Consider the following 15,690-nt stretch of genomic DNA (forward strand, 5'->3'; position numbering starts at 1 on the left):
TTCACGTAGTTTTCATGTAGGTTGTAAGCAATAGGCTGAAAATGGTTTTTCCTTTTTCATTCCGTTTGCGGACAAGGATTTCTTTTTGAAACTGTTCTTCACTGTATGTGAGGGTTTCATAATCCACTTGACCTTCCTGTCCTTTTACATAATCATCATACACCGTTTGAATATAGGCTTCGGCTTCTTCTTGTGTTGGGAACTCGATTTCAACGGTAAGGCCCGGCCTGTTTTTTAATTGTCTTCTCACTTCAACAACATAATTTGTCATTCCCTCTATGCTTCCTCCTTTAATGATACAAAGGTATTCACAGCGGGATTAAAATGTTCGCATAATAAAACCCCTGACTCGTCAGGGGTTTTACCGTGTATGGCTTATTAGCACTCTTCAGGAGTTCCGGCATTGACCGCTGTACGGAAGGAAGATCCGCATCCGCAGGACGCGATGGCGTTCGGGTTGTTGATGGTGAATCCTCCGCCCATCATGTTTTGCTTGAAGTCAACCGTAGTTCCGTTAAGAATTTTCGCGCTTTCCGCATCAACGACAATTTTAAGCCCGTTGATTTCTTCCTCGTGATCTGTGCTTTGTGTTTCTTTATCAAATCCCATGCCATACGAAAGGCCGCTGCATCCGCCGCCTTTTACACCGACACGGAGAAATAGCCCTGTTTCCTCTTCTGCAGCCATCATTTCTTTGATTTGGCCGATTGCAGCATCAGTAAAGTTTACGATCATTATTATCCACTCTCCTTCATTGAAGGTTTTATACTTATAGTATACAAGTGCCAAAGAAAACTCTCAAGGCATCTGCCTTTATTAATACTGTTTTCCTTGTTCCATCTTTAAGATTAAATTATGCGTTTCATCTATTTTCTGGCTGTAGTTCAATACTTGAGGGTGATTCAGGCCCAAGCTGTTGGCCGTATCAATCATTTGCTGGCGCAGGTGTTCGATCTGTTCATTATATTTATCAAGTCGTTCGCAATCCAATAAATTTGTCATGTGCAACACTCCCTGGTTCGTTCCATACCTGGCTGTTCCATAATTTTACTCTAAATTCAATATATTGACAATCACCTGGTACCCCTCTGTATTTTGCAATATTTTATCGCATTTGTGGATACTCTTTCCAAAACGTAAACAAGACGTAACCTATGTTACATTCATGTGACATCAAGGGGAAATGGTTCCTTTCTTGTCCTTCCAAATAAATGAGCGTATAATAGACACCGTATTCGCTGGCCCAAACCAGGTGGCGGAATACTTCACATGTTTGAGTCAGCAGGTTCAGACCCTGCACAATAGAACATATATACATACCAATAAGAAACGGGGGAAAAGTAATGGCCATCATTACACAGGATACAAGAATCCATGACATTGCTGAAAAAATCCGTCACGGTGAACGTCTTTCAATTGAAGACGGTTTGTTTTTATACGAAACCAACGATATTTTAAGTGTCGCTCAATTGGCAAACGAGGCTAACCTGCAGAAAAACGGCGATCGTGTTTATTTCATTGAAAATATGTATATTAACCCGACCAATGTTTGCGAAGCTTCTTGCAGCTTCTGCGGCTTTAAGCGCAAGCCGGGTGAAGACGGTGCCTACACAATGAACGAAGAACAGCTTCTGGAATATGTAGAAAAACGATGGAACGATAACATCCGAGAATTCCACATTGTAGGCGGCCATAACAATGAAGTTCCGTTTGATTATTATTTGGACACCATCCGCGTGCTGAAAAAAAATTATCCAAACGCTACAGTTAAAGCCTATACAGGAGCAGAAATTGAATTCTTCTCCCGAATTTCCGGCCTATCCATGAAAGAAGTTCTCGAAGAGCTTGTCAAAGCCGGACTGGACACCCTGCCTGGAGGCGGAGCTGAAATTCTTACCGAGCGCTACCGTGAGAAAATGAGCCCTGACAAAGCCTCAACCGATCAATGGCTGGAAGCACATGAGCTCGCCCATGGCCTGGGTCTCCGCACACACGCAACGATGCTGTACGGTTCCATTGAATCCAAAGAAGAGCGTTTGATCCATATGGACCGTGTACGCCAGCTTCAAGATAAAACGAATGGATTTATGGTGTTTATCCCGCTTGCTATGCAGCCGAGAACAGCGACTATGGGACTGACACGCCGTACATCTGCTTATGATGATATGCGTACGATAGCCATCAGCCGTTTGATGCTGGATAACTTTGATCACATTAAAGCATACTGGATCAATATTGGCGTACAGTTAACACAAATGGCACTGTCCTTTGGTGCGGATGACATTCACGGAACACTGATCGAGGAACGAATTTCTCACTCTGTTGGGGCGTTGACTTCCCAGGGAATTACTCGAAAAGAGTTAGTTCACCTCATTAAAACAGCCAACAAAAAACCAGTCGAACGCGACACATTCTACAATGTCATCAAAGAATATTAAGAAGCAAACTGCCGGTCCTCCGGCAGTTTTTTTTATGATCTTAACTTCTCCTCTGTCCAAAAATAATCTTCATCAGCGTTAAGTATCGTCAGCTTGCTGTGACAGCAGGGCATAACAAGCAGCTGCTTGATCCCTTCCTTTGCATTATTCAGCTTGTCTTCCGAAAATGTGGTCAGCACATTGGAAGTATGGCAGTAGGGGCATTCATTTATATAAATATCATCCATCATTTTTTCATAGGGCCAAGAATGTTCAAAGTTTAGCATAACTACTGGCTTTTTCTGAATGAAGCCAGGTTTCCCTCCTTTTATTTTAAAGTGTTCTTCTATTGTATACTACATGCCAACAAAGCTGTGTGATTTCTTTTACCCCAGTCTCACTTAAAAGTAACCTGCTGATTGAAAAATCAACACTAAACTTTTGTAAGTCAAAATGGTTTCCAAAATCTTTTTTCTGCAGTATAATAATCACAGTATAAAAAAATAGCGATCCATCTTCGGGGCAGGGTGAAATTCCCGACCGGCGGTATTTGAAGATTCCCTCTTCATCAGCCCGTGAGCTGTAAGAAAAGCTGAAACGCCTTGCTTAGAGCCGACAAGCACTGGAACTCTCTGATTAAAAAACGCTTTTTGTTTTTTGGAAGAGAGTGAAGTGACTCGAGGCTCTAGGCGTTGAAGCTAGACATCTTTGCTTTTCTTATTTGCTGATCTGGTGTAATTCCAGAGCCGACAGTACAGTCTGGATGGGAGAAGATGACGGTGCACGGTTCGGTTGATTTGCAATAAAGTGAGCTATTGCAAAATGACTGAGCCCTCGCTCAGTACGTTTTAAGGAGATACACATCACCTTGAAATGTTTATTTGACGATGCCTGACTACTCTCCCTTAGCGTTCTAACCGCTAAGGGTTTTCTATTGTAGAAGCGTGCACTGCATTTGAAATCAGAGATGGCGCAACAAAGGAGAGATTTCAACATGCACAAGGGAAAAGTGTATAAGATGGTGGCTGTTTCCATGCTAAGCAGCATTGCGTACGTACTACAATTATTAGATTTTCCATTTCCGGGATTGCCTGCCTTTTTGCAGATTGACTTCAGTGAAGTTCCTGCATTGCTTGCAGCAATCGTATTCGGCCCTCTTGCCGGCCTGGCAGTTGAGGGAATTAAAAACGTTCTTCATTATGGGATCGTCGGCAACCTGACCGGAGTGCCTGTTGGTGAAATGGCGAATTTTATCGCCGGAACCATCTTCATTGTTCCTGTGTCCTACTTCTACAGAAAGCACCGTTCAACGAAAAGTCTGTCTGCCGGTTTAATTGTCGGGACAGTCCTGATGACTTTAATGATGGCATTATTGAATTATGTACTGATTCTTCCTGCCTACACCTGGTTCCTGAACTCCCCGCAAATGTCCGGTGAAGCGATGTTGAACCTTATACTGGTAGGTATTGCGCCGTTTAATGTGATTAAAGGCATGATCATCACAATCCTATTCGTCATCTTGTATTCAAGGCTCCAGCCTTGGCTGAACAAACAATATCAACATTCATCATAAATAAAAACAAAGCTGGCTCGATGATTGAGCCAGCTTTTTATTATGATTAAAACATTGGATTTTCTTCAAGAAATTTATAAACATTTTCTACCAGCTCGTCCGGCGTCTCCCCGCGCACAATATCACCATTAACCAATGCGAATAGAGAACGGGCACACTGACCACAATATCCGAGACAGCCGTATTCAATCACATCGAGATCATAATCCTGTTCCAGTTTTTCAAGTGCACGCTGCGAACCGTTGGCCAGGTTGCTGACACAAAATTCAATAATCGGTCTCATCTTATCACCTCGCCTTACTTTTCTATCGTATATCGCTCCGGCTTGTCCGTCAAACCCTTTTACTTCTTCCTTTTGTTTTTAGGAAAACAGTTGAGAATTTATAGTAAAATGCTATACTAAGAAGTGTTTGAATGTGAAATCGCTTCCTGTGAAGCCTTAAAAACTGCGGTATTACTGCGATTATTGTTGCCATTATTTACACATAGTGCCATAGAAAGAAGGGAAAGACAATGAAACACCTTGTATTGCTTGGCGGAGGATATGGAGGAATGCGAATCTTAAAGCGTCTGTTAAATTCTCCAGAGCTTCCAACCGACGTCCAAATTACCTTAATTGACAAGCAGCCTTATCATTGTTTGAAAACAGAATATTATGCACTGGCGGCTGGAACGATTTCTGACCACCATATTCGTGTTCCTTTCCCGGAACACCCACAGCTTAAAATAAAATACGGAATCGTGACTGAACTTGATTTTAACAACAAACAAGTCCAGCTTGCAGACGACGAACCCGTGGCATATGATGAATTAATCATTGGCCTTGGCTGTGAGGATAAATACCATAATGTCCCTGGAGCACAAGAATATACATTGAGCATCCAGAGTGTGGACAAGTCTCGTGAAACGTATCAGGTCTTGAACAATCTCCCTCATAATGGGGTTGTAGGTGTGGTAGGCGCCGGCCTAAGCGGCGTGGAGCTTGCCAGTGAACTGCATGAAAGCCGTTCAGACCTTAAAATTATTCTGTTCGACCGTGGCCCAATCATACTTAATGGTTTTAAACCCCGTTTGAGCAACTATGTTCAGAACTGGTTCATTCAGCATGGCGTTGAAGTTGTTAATAATTCCAACATTACTCGTGTGGAAAAGAATGTTCTGTACAACCATGATACAGCCATTGAATGTGATGCGATTGTGTGGACTGCCGGCATTCAGCCCAACAAGCTGGTTCGCGACCTTGATGTGGAAAAAGACCAACAAGGCCGTGTTAAACTGACGAAGTACCACCACCTTCCGAATAACGAAGATGTGTATGTCGTAGGCGACTGTGCCAGCATGGCTTTCTCCCCAAGCGCCCAGCTTGCTGAGGAACAAGCAGAGCAAATTTCAGATATTCTTCTTAAAAAGTGGAAAAATCAGCCGATGCCTGAACTCGAAGAAATTAAACTTAAGGGAGTTATGGGTTCTTTAGGGAAGAAGAGCGGTTTTGGAACCATGGGCGGTGCTTCTCTCATCGGACGTGTGCCTCGTCTTTTGAAATCCGGTATTTTATGGCTTTATAAATATCAAAACTAAAATGATTGTAAAAACCCCGCAGGGCTCATCCCTGCGGGGTTTTCATAGAAGGTAAAGACATTGTCTCAGCCTGCATCCTTATAACCGTTCAGTTCCATGATGGCATAAATATCCTTAAGCCTTGGGTTGCCCTCAGCTACAATTTCATCATTAATAACAACCACAGGATAAAAGAGGTCTTCTTCCACAATTTGATGTGCAAACTTCTGATTCTCCCCTTCAACCGATGAAAAGATATCAATATACTCGATGGTAAAAAGTTGATCAGGATATTTACGTGAAATGGCCGCTTCCAGCCATTCCGCTGTTTCTTTGGAAGATGGCAAATTCACGCAGCTTGCACATTTCTGTTCACCGCCGAATACCTTGATCGTAATCTGTTTCATGTCCATTCGCCTCACCCCAGCTTAAAAGTCCCTGCACGTTTAATTGTAATCGATTCCGGGAAGTTAATAAAGGTGAATACTTTTTAAATGTTGTGATGCACGCACATGGATTTTTTGAATCAAAACCCGTATAATAAGGGTAAGTTGTTTATGAAAGGAGTTTTTTATTATGGCTACTGAAGTTTCTATGCGTGAGCAAGTTGAAGAAGTTCTAGATAAATTACGCCCATTTTTGCTTCGTGACGGCGGAGACGTGGAGCTCGTTGACATTGAAGATGGAATTGTAAAAGTCCGTCTTATGGGTGCTTGCGGAAGCTGCCCTTCCTCCACTATTACACTAAAAGCCGGTATCGAGCGTGCTTTGCTTGAGGAAGTACCTGGCGTTGTTGAATTGGAACAAGTATTCTAAAAATCGCCAATAAAAAACCCCCCGTGCCCAGTGAACTGTGACAGTTCATAGGCACGGGGGTTTTATTTATGCCGGAAGACTAAGCTGCTGGACAAGAACGCCTTTCACATCAGGAGAAACCGCCTTGCATTCATAGCCTTCAAATGCGTTGGCGATCTGTTCGCATACCCTTTCCCCTGAACCAGCAGGTACAAAAGAAACCATGGCAGGTCCCGCACCGCTGATGGCGGACCCGTATGCGCCGGCTTCAGCGGCTTTTTCTTTGATCTCTGTAAAATCGGGAAACCACTGCTGCCGGTATGGCTCGTGAAACCGATCCTTGTTCATCATCTTCCCTGCCCTTTTCCAATCGTCCCTGAGCAGTGAAGCTACCAATACATTACTGACCGCACTGGCCTGAACAGCCTCCGAGTGCGCCAAACTTGGAGGCAATGCTTCTCTCGCCATGCTCGTAGCAAGCTCAAATGAGGGAATGGTGAGAACCAATTCAACCGATAAATCCGTAACATGAACCGTCTCCACCTGGTTCTCATCATACCAGCTGATCGCCAGTCCACCAATTAATGAAGGCACTACATTATCAGGATGCCCCTCCATCTTGCATGCAAAGAGCGTTTTCTCCTCCTTGGAGAGCGACAGAGAAAGCACACGGTTTGCCCACTCAATCCCTGCCACTATCGCTGCTGCACTGCTTCCCAGCCCCCTGGATAAAGGGAGCTCGCTTTCCACCTCAAGTGAACAGCAAGGCAGCTCTTTATCATAGGCATCGGCTACCATGGACGCAGCTTGGAGTATCAAATTATCCTTTTCACCATTCAGGCTCTGAAGCTCTTTGCCAAAGTATGTGATCTTCTGCTCGCGCGATGGAAAGACATTGACGGTTAAATACATCGAAAGCGCCATACCCACAGAGTCAAATCCAGGCCCTAAATTAGCCGTACTTCCTGGTACTTGGATGGAAAAAGGAGCAAAGGTCATTGTAATACACAACCCTTCATGGCCTCCCTCAAATCTTCCAGTTGATTAGATACTTTCACAGGATTGACCGTAACTGTGTCCATCGCTGTTTCAGGGTCTTTCAAGCCGTTTCCTGTCAATACCGCCACAACTTTTGTTCCCGGAGCAAGCTGGCCGCTTTTGACAAGTTTCCATACCCCTGCGATGGAGGAACAGGAAGCCGGCTCTGCAAAGACGCCTTCCTTCCTGGCCAACAGATGATAAGCTTCCACAATTTCCTCATCGGATACGCTATTAACGCCGCCGCTTGACTGCTCTACGGCTTCCAGCGCGAAATTCCAGCTGGCAGGGTTTCCAATACGGATGGCAGTCGCAATGGTTTCAGGGTTCTTCACAACGGCATTGTTTACAATCGGTGCTGCTCCCTCCGCTTGAAATCCTTGCATTTGAGGAAGCCCGCTTTCTAATTTTTCGTGATATTCCTTGAACCCTTTCCAATACGCTGAAATGTTTCCGGCATTTCCCACAGGAATAGCAAGAACATCCGGAGCAGAGCCAAGCGCGTCCACAATTTCGAAGGCTGCAGTCTTCTGGCCCTCCAGACGGAATGGGTTTACTGAATTGACTAGCGTTAATGGTTCTTCTTCACTCAATTTGCGCACCATTTGGAGCGCTTCATCGAAATTCCCTTCGATCTCGAATACTTCAGCACCGTACATTTTTGCCTGCGCCAGCTTGCCAAGGGCAACTTTTCCGGACGGGATAACCACAAGACAGCGAAGTCCCGCTCTCGCCCCATACGCAGCAGCTGCTGCACTTGTATTCCCTGTTGAAGCGCAAATGATCGCTTTGCTGCCTTCTTCTTTGGCTTTGGCCACGGCCATTACCATACCACGGTCTTTAAAAGATCCTGTGGGATTAGCTCCTTCATATTTTACAAAGAGCTCTATTCCCCACTCTTTGGAAAGATGTTCAAGTGGAATAAGCGGTGTATTTCCTTCCTGTAACGAAAGTTCAGGTGTTTTATCTGTAACTGGTAAAAAGTCCTTATATTTATGAATTAGTCCTTTGTATCTCATTGTGCTCCTCCTTCTACGCGGTAGTGGCTTTTGATTTGATTGACAACTCCGGAATCCCTGAGCTGCTGATAGATGTTGTCGTTTTGCTGCTTGCTGGTCGTATGGGTCACTAGGACAACCTCAGCCACACCGTTATCTCCAACCGGCTTCTGAAGCAATTTTTCCAAGCTTACTTCATTATTGGCGAAGATTGATGTCAATGCAGAGAACGTGCCTGCTTCATCCTTCACATGAAGACGGTAAAAATACTTGCCTGCAATTTCATCGTCCTTCTTAAGCTGTTTATCAAATTGGGGAGCTACAACGCTTTTGCCATTGACGCCCAAGCGCATATTCCTTACGACAGCTACTAAGTCTGAGACAATGGAGGTTGCGGTCGGAAGCTGGCCGGCACCCGGGCCGAACAGCATGGTTTCTCCGACAGCCTCGCCATAAATATAAACGGCATTGTATTCATTTTGTACGGAGGCAAGCGGGTGTGTATCCGGCAGCAGCGTCGGTTCTACACTCACCTCCACCTTTCCATTGTCTTTTTTTGCATTTCCGATGAGCTTCATGGAATAGCCGAACTGCCGGGCATAATCCAGATCTTCGCTTGTGATGCTTGAAATGCCTTTTACTTCTACATCATCCAAATGAATGTTCATGGAGAAACCGAGAGAAGCCAAAATGGCCATTTTGCGTGCCGCATCAATTCCTTCTACATCAGAAGTGGGATCTGCTTCCGCATAACCAAGTTCCTGTGCTTCTTTTAATACTTCTTCAAAGGTTAAATTTTCCTTGTCCATTTTCGTTAATATATAATTGGTGGTTCCGTTTACGATCCCCATCATCTTCGTAATCCGGTCGGATGCCAGTCCATCCACCAGCGTACGGATAATCGGAATTCCACCGGCCACACTCGCTTCATAAAATAAGTCGCATCCATTTTCTTCAGCTGCTGATAAAAGTTCAGCGCCGTGGAGCGCCATCAGGTCCTTGTTGGCCGTGATTACATGCTTTTTGTTGCTGAGTGCCTGCAGAATATATTCTCTGGCCCGCTCAATTCCGCCGATGACTTCGATCACCACATCAATTTCGGGGTCACTTACGACCTCGTCTGCTTTACTCGTCAACAGCTCGGGGTTGATGTGGCATGACCGCTCCTTGTCGAGATTTTGAACAAGCACTCTTTTTATGTAGACAGGACAGCCTACACGGTGGAGCAATTCTTCCTGATGCCCTTCCACCATTCTAACGACACCGCTTCCTACTGTCCCCAGTCCCAATAATCCTACAGATACGTTCTGAACCATTGCCAACACTCCTGTCCTCACTAGAAATACATTTGTTTTTATATTAAGGACAATTGTAGACGTAATTTACGCTTGGCACAACCAGTAGTTTTGTAAAGTTTTTGGAAGCGTTTTCAAATACAGAGCAGATAAGGGCGGCTTAACTTAAAAGCTACCATTGTATACTGCTCCTTATCGGATGAAGCTCCTTCGAAGTGAAGGATTAGTCCATTAAGCATCCTTGCCGTTTACTGACGCAGGAGGTGTAAGCCCCTGTAGAACGTTCTCAATATTTTTGCACGCTAACCGGGCCATTTGCATCCTCGTCTCCAGGCTTGCGCTCCCAATATGGGGAAGGGCAACCAGATTGGCATGTTTTAATAGGAAATGATCCCGCTGAATCGGTTCTTCACGAAATACATCGAGCCCTGCCCCTTTGATCCACCCTTTAGTCAAAGCTTTGTCCAACGCTTTTTCAACCACTACTCCCCCGCGGGACGCGTTGATAAACAAAGCGGATGACTTCATCATTTGAAATGCCTTTTCATCAAACAAATCTTTTGTTTCTTCGGTTAGGGGTGCAAGACAAACCACATAATCCGACGCTTTTAGCAAGTCCTCAAACGAGCGGTAGGACAATCCGAGCTTTCGTTCCGCTTCTTCTTTCCGGCTGCGATTGTGGTACAGGATGTTCATATCAAAACCGGCCGCTCTTTTAGCAACAGCTTCCCCAATGCGACCCATTCCCAGAATACCCAAAGTTTTGTGGTGAATATCTGTCCCTGCAAGCAGCAAAGGACTCCAGCCCGTCCATTTTCCTTCTTTTAAATACTGTGCAGCCTCCGTAATCCTTCTCGCCGTGGCCATCAATAGAGCAAACGTCAAATCCGCGGTTGTATCTGTCAGAACGTCTGGTGTGTTGCAGATGATCATCCCTTTTTTATCAGCATAAGGAATATCGATATTATCATAGCCAACCGCGAGATTGGCAACCACTTTAAGATTTGGCGACTGATCCATCAGCTCTGCATCAATTTTGTCTGAAAGCATGGTAAGCAGGCCGGTTGCTTTTGCTGCTTCTTTAAGCAAACGGTCACGGGGCACCGGCTTCAATTCCTCCTCCCACATGGTCACATCGGCCATCCTCTGTAATTCGTTCAACGTTGCTTCAGGAATTTTTCTTGTAATAAATATATACGGCTTCATTCTAGCACTCCAAGCGTTTTTCCTTATTTTCTCATGTTCCCGCTTTCATTTCAAAAGAAAAAAGCGCTCTTTAAATAGAGCACTTTCGTCAGTTGGGGATCAGCCAATCCACTACGGGAATCTGCAGACGGTCTGCAGGAAGACCGATCATCGGGAAAAAGGAGCGTAAAAACGCTTCATTCTGTTCTTCCATCAGCAAATACTCCGTAAATTTATGCTGAGACAGTTCTTTGCCAATCTCCCGTTCATTTTTGTAATGGTTTTCGATCATATCAAAATACCAGACAGGAAAAAGAAGCCTTCCGTACAGCAATCTCCATCCTTCTCTTTTTAACGGAGTCACTTTTTCATACTCATCCAGGAAGGTTGTAACACTGTCCGGGCTGAAGTTTCTTTGATATACGCATGAGCGGATCCATTCTGCGATATCACGGACAGGATGATCAAGCACCCAACCAGTAGGAAGTTTTACATAATCGTTGTCAAACTGCAGCCAGGAGTTCTCTTGAAAACGTTCGTGCACGATTGAGGGCCCTTCTTCCTCCCTCATGGAATCCTCCAGGTTGTAATCAATAATGTACTGAATGGCATTCTCGGATAATCCTTCAAAATACGGAAACGTGGTTAAAAACAAGGTGTCAAACTCGTTTTTCACCGGCTTGGCAAAAACCTCCAGGTACCATTCCTTTGCCTGATCGACCCGGTTCATCCAAAGCAATGCCCAGCTTCCAAACAAATAACTTTCAGTCGGAACAGGCGGAGGAGGCAGGTCCTTACCGTTTCTGTGAAAGAGGGCCAGTTCCTCACCCATTGGCTTTTTTTCAGAAGCATCCCGCTCTGATTGTTCAATCTTAAACAACAGGATGGATTCACCTTCAATATTCGCATTGGGCATGTTGGTCATCGTTGGAAAAAGCCCCGCAATTCCGGTTTCTCCCTTATATCTTAAATAATCGCTAAAGTACACGATCTCTTCGATCCGGTCGATCGTGATCTTTTTTTGCGGAACAACAAGGTACGGTTCCCCGCCAGAAACAAAATACCGGTATCCGCTGATGCTTCGCTTGCCTTCGCAATATAATTGATAATGATGATAAACGTCTCTTTCGAACACAGCCCTCACCCCAAGTTCATCAATAATTATAGTCTATGACCCAACTGCACGGTTGGTTATTAATTTTTGGCTGGACTCATAAGTTAGGTATGGACACATATACTATAAAAACCCAAACGTCGCGGAAGATAAGGAGATTTTTATGAGAGAGAAAAAGGTAGAGAATGTTGAGGAAACGGCCATGCGCCTGCTTACTGAGCGTGGCGTAACATTAAAAGATATCGCAGAGCTTGTTTATTTTCTTCAGGTACCTTACCATCCGGACCTGGATTTGTCCGTCTGTCTGCATAACGTGGAACGGGTAGTTGCCAAGCGGGAGGTACAAAACGCCATACTGACTGGAATACAGCTTGACATGCTCGCCGAAAAAAAGATGCTTGAGGGACCGCTTCAAGAAATTTTGGAACGGGATGAGAGCCTGTACGGTATCGATGAAGTGATTGCATTATCCATTGTTAACATATACGGATCGATCGGTTTTACCAATTACGGATTTATTGATAAACAAAAACCCGGCATACTGGAAAAACTGAATGACAAATCCAGTGGAAAAGTTCACACCTTTCTGGATGATATTGTGGGAGCCATTGCGGCAGCAGCATCGAGCCGTCTTGCCCACCGTGCAGCGAACGCAGAATAAAAAACAGCACCTTTTAGGAAAATGCCTCCCATTGTTGAAAAACAACAGGAGTATCCTTCAGGGTGCTGTTTCTTTTATTCAAAAGCTTTCCATTCATCCAGGCCATTGACGGTATAGGTCGGCTGAACCTCTACATCTGTGAGATGTTCTTTAAGAGTGACCCCTGTATGGACAAGAAGAGTATCAAGACCGGAACGGACTCCGGCAAGAATATCGGTATCGTAATTGTCACCGATCATTAAGGTTTCCTCTTTGGATGTGCCAAGCTGTTCAAGTGCCATTTCCATAATGACTGCTTCAGGCTTGCCGATAAACACAGGCTCGGTTCGTGTGGAAACAGCAACTACGGAGGTTAGTGAACCGTTGCCAGGCAAAAGACCTCTTTCCGTCGGCAATGCAATGTCTCCATTGGTCGAAATAAAATGGGCGCCGCCTCTTACAGCCAGACAGGCCAGTGCTAATTTTTCGTAATTAATGGAGCGGTCGATTCCCATCACGACAAAGTCAGGCTGTTCAGAGGTCAAAGTGAAGCCTTTCTCTTCAAGAGCCTGGCGAATTCCTTCTTCCCCAATGCAATATACGCTTGCATTTGGTTTCAGCTTTTCAATGTAATTGGCCGTTGCCATACTGGTCGTATATACATGGTCAGATGTTGCGGGAATTTCAAAATTTTGAAGCACTCTTGCCACTTCTTCTTTGGTTTTGGAAGAATTGTTGGTTACAAACAGATATGGCAGCTCTCTGCGGTTTAATTCTTTTACAAATTCCACCGCTTCATCAATTCGTTCTTTTCCTCTGTACATGGTTCCATCCAAATCAATCAAATATCCTTTATAACTTTTCATCATCTTGACTCCTTTTTTATTAACGGCTTTAGTGTACCAAATATAAACGGTTTCTAACAAAGATTGAGATTGGCAAACCAATCATTTTCCTCATCATGTATATTTTTCCATATACTACACATTCTATAAAAAAGGAGGGCATCATATGGCTGAAAATACAAACCAAACAGTTGTTCCAGGCGTACAAAATGCACTGGATCAAATGAAAATGGAGATTGCAAGAGAATTTGGCGTTAACCTTGGGCCGGATACGGCTGCAAGACAGAATGGATCAGTAGGTGGAGAAATCACAAAACGCCTCATTCAAATGGCAGAACAACAGCTTTCATAGAAAAACAGGAGGGTAACTTGCTTGCCCCTCCTGTTTTTTTCTTTTCTTTGTTGGGTATGACGTCTTATTGACCGCTTGGAACAGGGCTGATGACAGCAAGCGCCTGTTCGAGATCATAAATAATATCATCAATCGTTTCAATACCAACCGAAAGTCTTACCATCTCAGGAGCAACTCCTGCTTTGCGCTGCTCTTCCTCAGTCAACTGCTGATGCGTTGTACTCGCAGGGTGGATGATGAGGGATTTTGAATCTCCTACATTGGCAAGGTGGGAGAAAAGTTTCACATTTTCGATGAGTTTGCTTCCTTCTTTGACTCCGCCTTTTACACCAAACGTAAGAATCGCTCCAGCACCTTTTGGCAAATATTTGTTTGCCAGTTCATGGTATTGGTTGTCCTCGAGGCCAGGATAGTTGACCCAATCAACTGCAGGATGCTGCTGCAGGAACTTCGCCACTTTCAATGCATTTTCGCAATGGCGTTCTACCCGCAGAGACAGTGTCTCCAGCCCCTGAATGAACAAGAAGGAGTTGAATGGCGATACGCAAGATCCAAGGTCTCTTAAAAGCTGAACACGTGCTTTAATGATATACGCCAATGGTCCGACCGCTTCTGTATAAACTACGCCTCCATAGCTGTTATCCGGTTCTGTCAATCCTGGAAACTTGCCGTTGGTCCAGTCAAATTTTCCGGAATCAATAATCAAGCCACCAATGGACGTACCATGCCCGCCGATAAATTTGGTTGCTGAATGGACTACAATATCGGCTCCATGTTCAATCGGACGGCAAAGATAAGGTGTGGCAAATGTGTTGTCCACAATCAGCGGCACACCCGCTTCGTGTGCAATATCCGCAATCGCTGAAATATCCGCCACATCAATCTTTGGATTTCCGATGGTTTCTATATAAAGGGCTTTTGTTTTTTCTGTGATGGCATCCTTAAAGGATTGCAGGTTATCGAGCTCAGCAAAGTTCACATTTATCCCAAGCTTTGGCAGCGTATTGGCAAACAGGTTATACGTTCCCCCGTACAAGGATCCTGAGGCAACAACCTCATCTCCGGCACCTGCAATATTTACGATGGAATAGGTAATGGCTGCCTGACCGGACGCAACCGCAAGCGCCCCAACTCCTCCTTCTAGCTTGGCGATGGTCTGCTCAAACGCGTCCTGCGTCGGGTTCATGATCCGGCTGTAGATGTTTCCGAATTCTTTTAGTCCAAACAAATTCGCAGCATGCTCTGTGCTGTCAAACTGATAGGATGTTGTCTGGTAGATCGGAACTGCTCTTGCCCCTGTTGTTGGATCCACTTTTTGCCCCTCGTGCAATGAAATCGTTTCAAACCCGTATTCTCTTTCTTCACTCATGTTCCATCTCTCCTTCTTAATATGTATTTGTTCATTAAGAGCCTATAAAAAAGACCCCTTCCAAAAGAAGAGGTCGCAGTTTTCACCGTCGGCTCTCATCTTTCAGAACATACTGTTCTGCTGAAATTAGCACCATGCATTTCCTGCTGGTTGCCGGGTTTCATCGGGTCAGTCCCTCCACCTCTCTGGATAAGATACATCTGAATATTAAGTTAGTTTGAATAATACTGAACTTTATCCTTCGTGTCAATTGTTTTTTATTTTTACAGAGTTTTGCCTTGGCGAAAGTTTTTTTGTAGCCATCATGTAACCCGCGATTGAATAAAGATAATTTGTGTTTCCTAAACCACCAGGTTAAAAGTATAACTAAAATTCCCAGGACAGCAGCGATTAATAAAGGTATTCCAACAAACATTTTCCTTCCCCCTGCCTTCATCAATACAACAACCTTTTTTAAACATATATGTAAAATAATAAAAATAAATATTTCTGCCGTTTAACCCGATCTGATG

General features: G+C 44.4%; 19 protein-coding genes and 1 riboswitch. Of the genes, 6 read left to right on the top strand and 13 right to left on the bottom strand.

Translation table 11 applies throughout. The features are described from left to right. Position 1 precedes the first annotated feature (1 nt). The 3 genes from QNH15_RS19190 to QNH15_RS19200 form a co-directional block, all read right to left on the bottom strand. On the bottom strand, positions 2–271 hold the full coding sequence (locus QNH15_RS19190) for a hypothetical protein (RefSeq protein ID WP_283889745.1): 270 nt from the start codon (positions 269–271) through the stop codon (positions 2–4). Between the two features lie 107 nt (positions 272–378). Next, positions 379–735: a HesB/IscA family protein gene (locus QNH15_RS19195; RefSeq protein ID WP_283889746.1), complete on the bottom strand. Its 357-nt coding sequence runs from the start codon at positions 733–735 to the stop codon at positions 379–381. A gap of 81 nt (positions 736–816) precedes the next feature. After that, positions 817–1,002 carry an aspartyl-phosphate phosphatase Spo0E family protein gene (locus tag QNH15_RS19200; RefSeq protein WP_283889747.1) on the bottom strand — a complete coding sequence of 62 codons (186 nt, stop codon included), beginning with the start codon at positions 1,000–1,002 and terminating at the stop codon, positions 817–819. 341 nt (positions 1,003–1,343) lie between these two features. On the opposite strand from QNH15_RS19200, the gene mqnE reads away from it, so the two are divergent. After that, positions 1,344–2,438 carry an aminofutalosine synthase MqnE gene (gene mqnE, locus QNH15_RS19205; protein WP_061972245.1) on the top strand — a complete coding sequence of 365 codons (1,095 nt, stop codon included), beginning with the start codon at positions 1,344–1,346 and terminating at the stop codon, positions 2,436–2,438. Between the two features lie 32 nt (positions 2,439–2,470). Here the strand turns inward: mqnE and QNH15_RS19210 are convergent, their stop codons facing one another. After that, the gene (locus tag QNH15_RS19210; protein ID WP_061972244.1) at positions 2,471–2,704 is read right to left on the bottom strand and encodes a hypothetical protein; all 234 of its coding nucleotides are present in this window, start codon (positions 2,702–2,704) and stop codon (positions 2,471–2,473) included. Positions 2,705–3,411: 707 nt separating this feature from the next. Here QNH15_RS19210 and QNH15_RS19215 point away from each other — a divergent pair. Then, on the top strand, positions 3,412–3,990 hold the full coding sequence (locus QNH15_RS19215) for an ECF transporter S component (RefSeq protein WP_283889748.1): 579 nt from the start codon (positions 3,412–3,414) through the stop codon (positions 3,988–3,990). 46 nt (positions 3,991–4,036) lie between these two features. On the opposite strand, the gene QNH15_RS19220 is transcribed toward QNH15_RS19215, so the two are convergent. Next, a complete protein-coding gene (locus QNH15_RS19220; RefSeq protein WP_061972243.1) occupies positions 4,037–4,273 on the bottom strand; it encodes a YuzB family protein in 237 nt (78 codons plus the stop codon). Positions 4,274–4,503: 230 nt separating this feature from the next. Here QNH15_RS19220 and QNH15_RS19225 point away from each other — a divergent pair, with 230 nt between their 5' ends. Further along, positions 4,504–5,568: an NAD(P)/FAD-dependent oxidoreductase gene (locus QNH15_RS19225; RefSeq protein WP_061972242.1), complete on the top strand. Its 1,065-nt coding sequence runs from the start codon at positions 4,504–4,506 to the stop codon at positions 5,566–5,568. Positions 5,569–5,633: 65 nt separating this feature from the next. Here the strand turns inward: QNH15_RS19225 and QNH15_RS19230 are convergent, their stop codons facing one another. Further along, positions 5,634–5,960 (bottom strand): YuzD family protein, encoded by a 327-nt coding sequence (locus tag QNH15_RS19230; protein WP_283889749.1) that lies wholly within the window; start codon positions 5,958–5,960, stop codon positions 5,634–5,636. A 163-nt stretch (positions 5,961–6,123) separates the two neighbouring features. Between QNH15_RS19230 and QNH15_RS19235 the strand changes: the two genes are divergently transcribed. Beyond that, the gene (locus QNH15_RS19235; RefSeq protein ID WP_090235323.1) at positions 6,124–6,363 is read left to right on the top strand and encodes a NifU family protein; all 240 of its coding nucleotides are present in this window, start codon (positions 6,124–6,126) and stop codon (positions 6,361–6,363) included. A gap of 66 nt (positions 6,364–6,429) precedes the next feature. Here QNH15_RS19235 and thrB read toward each other — a convergent pair whose 3' ends face one another. From thrB to yutH, 5 genes are all read right to left on the bottom strand, one after another. After that, positions 6,430–7,353: a homoserine kinase gene (gene thrB / locus QNH15_RS19240; RefSeq protein WP_283889750.1), complete on the bottom strand. Its 924-nt coding sequence runs from the start codon at positions 7,351–7,353 to the stop codon at positions 6,430–6,432. After that, entirely contained in the window at positions 7,338–8,399 is a 1,062-nt protein-coding gene (gene thrC, locus QNH15_RS19245; protein WP_283889751.1) for a threonine synthase, read from the bottom strand. Before thrC ends, thrB begins: the two co-directional genes overlap by 16 nt. Next, positions 8,396–9,694 carry a homoserine dehydrogenase gene (locus QNH15_RS19250; RefSeq protein ID WP_283889752.1) on the bottom strand — a complete coding sequence of 433 codons (1,299 nt, stop codon included), beginning with the start codon at positions 9,692–9,694 and terminating at the stop codon, positions 8,396–8,398. The genes thrC and QNH15_RS19250 overlap by 4 nt, the downstream gene beginning before the upstream one ends. A gap of 210 nt (positions 9,695–9,904) precedes the next feature. After that, positions 9,905–10,879: a 2-hydroxyacid dehydrogenase gene (locus QNH15_RS19255; protein WP_283889753.1), complete on the bottom strand. Its 975-nt coding sequence runs from the start codon at positions 10,877–10,879 to the stop codon at positions 9,905–9,907. 88 nt (positions 10,880–10,967) lie between these two features. Further along, positions 10,968–11,993 carry a spore coat putative kinase YutH gene (gene yutH, locus QNH15_RS19260; protein ID WP_283889754.1) on the bottom strand — a complete coding sequence of 342 codons (1,026 nt, stop codon included), beginning with the start codon at positions 11,991–11,993 and terminating at the stop codon, positions 10,968–10,970. A gap of 142 nt (positions 11,994–12,135) precedes the next feature. Between yutH and QNH15_RS19265 the strand changes: the two genes are divergently transcribed. Continuing rightward, complete coding sequence (locus QNH15_RS19265; protein WP_283889755.1) at positions 12,136–12,633, top strand: phosphatidylglycerophosphatase A family protein; 498 nt, start codon at positions 12,136–12,138, stop codon at positions 12,631–12,633. Positions 12,634–12,707: 74 nt separating this feature from the next. On the opposite strand, the gene QNH15_RS19270 is transcribed toward QNH15_RS19265, so the two are convergent. Next, positions 12,708–13,478, bottom strand: a complete 771-nt coding sequence (locus QNH15_RS19270) for a TIGR01457 family HAD-type hydrolase (RefSeq protein WP_129480474.1) — start codon at positions 13,476–13,478, stop codon at positions 12,708–12,710. A 145-nt stretch (positions 13,479–13,623) separates the two neighbouring features. Between QNH15_RS19270 and QNH15_RS19275 the strand changes: the two genes are divergently transcribed. Next, positions 13,624–13,809 (top strand): alpha/beta-type small acid-soluble spore protein, encoded by a 186-nt coding sequence (locus QNH15_RS19275; protein ID WP_283889756.1) that lies wholly within the window; start codon positions 13,624–13,626, stop codon positions 13,807–13,809. A gap of 64 nt (positions 13,810–13,873) precedes the next feature. On the opposite strand, the gene QNH15_RS19280 is transcribed toward QNH15_RS19275, so the two are convergent. Beyond that, positions 13,874–15,178, bottom strand: coding sequence for a homocysteine synthase (locus tag QNH15_RS19280; protein WP_283889757.1), 1,305 nt, complete (start codon positions 15,176–15,178; stop codon positions 13,874–13,876). A 92-nt stretch (positions 15,179–15,270) separates the two neighbouring features. Beyond that, positions 15,271–15,374: riboswitch (SAM riboswitch) on the bottom strand. Positions 15,375–15,690: the final 316 nt, after the last annotated feature.

It is taken from the genome of Fictibacillus enclensis, assembly GCF_030123385.1.
Classification (GTDB): domain Bacteria; phylum Bacillota; class Bacilli; order Bacillales; family Fictibacillaceae; genus Fictibacillus_C; species Fictibacillus_C enclensis.

What these genes read in the sequence shown, in the direction of transcription:
- mqnE (WP_061972245.1), top strand. Translation starts at nt 1,344, where the DNA reads ATGGCCATCATTACACAGGATACAAGAATCCATGACATTGCTGAAAAA.
- QNH15_RS19200 (WP_283889747.1), bottom strand. Translation starts at nt 1,002, where the DNA reads ATGACAAATTTATTGGATTGCGAACGACTTGATAAATATAATGAACAG.
- QNH15_RS19210 (WP_061972244.1), bottom strand. Translation starts at nt 2,704, where the DNA reads ATGCTAAACTTTGAACATTCTTGGCCCTATGAAAAAATGATGGATGAT.
- QNH15_RS19230 (WP_283889749.1), bottom strand. Translation starts at nt 5,960, where the DNA reads ATGGACATGAAACAGATTACGATCAAGGTATTCGGCGGTGAACAGAAA.
- QNH15_RS19195 (WP_283889746.1), bottom strand. Translation starts at nt 735, where the DNA reads ATGATCGTAAACTTTACTGATGCTGCAATCGGCCAAATCAAAGAAATG.
- QNH15_RS19215 (WP_283889748.1), top strand. Translation starts at nt 3,412, where the DNA reads ATGCACAAGGGAAAAGTGTATAAGATGGTGGCTGTTTCCATGCTAAGC.
- QNH15_RS19235 (WP_090235323.1), top strand. Translation starts at nt 6,124, where the DNA reads ATGGCTACTGAAGTTTCTATGCGTGAGCAAGTTGAAGAAGTTCTAGAT.
- QNH15_RS19265 (WP_283889755.1), top strand. Translation starts at nt 12,136, where the DNA reads ATGAGAGAGAAAAAGGTAGAGAATGTTGAGGAAACGGCCATGCGCCTG.
- QNH15_RS19270 (WP_129480474.1), bottom strand. Translation starts at nt 13,478, where the DNA reads ATGAAAAGTTATAAAGGATATTTGATTGATTTGGATGGAACCATGTAC.
- QNH15_RS19190 (WP_283889745.1), bottom strand. Translation starts at nt 271, where the DNA reads ATGACAAATTATGTTGTTGAAGTGAGAAGACAATTAAAAAACAGGCCG.
- QNH15_RS19250 (WP_283889752.1), bottom strand. Translation starts at nt 9,694, where the DNA reads ATGGTTCAGAACGTATCTGTAGGATTATTGGGACTGGGGACAGTAGGA.
- QNH15_RS19275 (WP_283889756.1), top strand. Translation starts at nt 13,624, where the DNA reads ATGGCTGAAAATACAAACCAAACAGTTGTTCCAGGCGTACAAAATGCA.
- QNH15_RS19225 (WP_061972242.1), top strand. Translation starts at nt 4,504, where the DNA reads ATGAAACACCTTGTATTGCTTGGCGGAGGATATGGAGGAATGCGAATC.
- QNH15_RS19280 (WP_283889757.1), bottom strand. Translation starts at nt 15,178, where the DNA reads ATGAGTGAAGAAAGAGAATACGGGTTTGAAACGATTTCATTGCACGAG.
- thrC (WP_283889751.1), bottom strand. Translation starts at nt 8,399, where the DNA reads ATGAGATACAAAGGACTAATTCATAAATATAAGGACTTTTTACCAGTT.
- QNH15_RS19220 (WP_061972243.1), bottom strand. Translation starts at nt 4,273, where the DNA reads ATGAGACCGATTATTGAATTTTGTGTCAGCAACCTGGCCAACGGTTCG.
- QNH15_RS19255 (WP_283889753.1), bottom strand. Translation starts at nt 10,879, where the DNA reads ATGAAGCCGTATATATTTATTACAAGAAAAATTCCTGAAGCAACGTTG.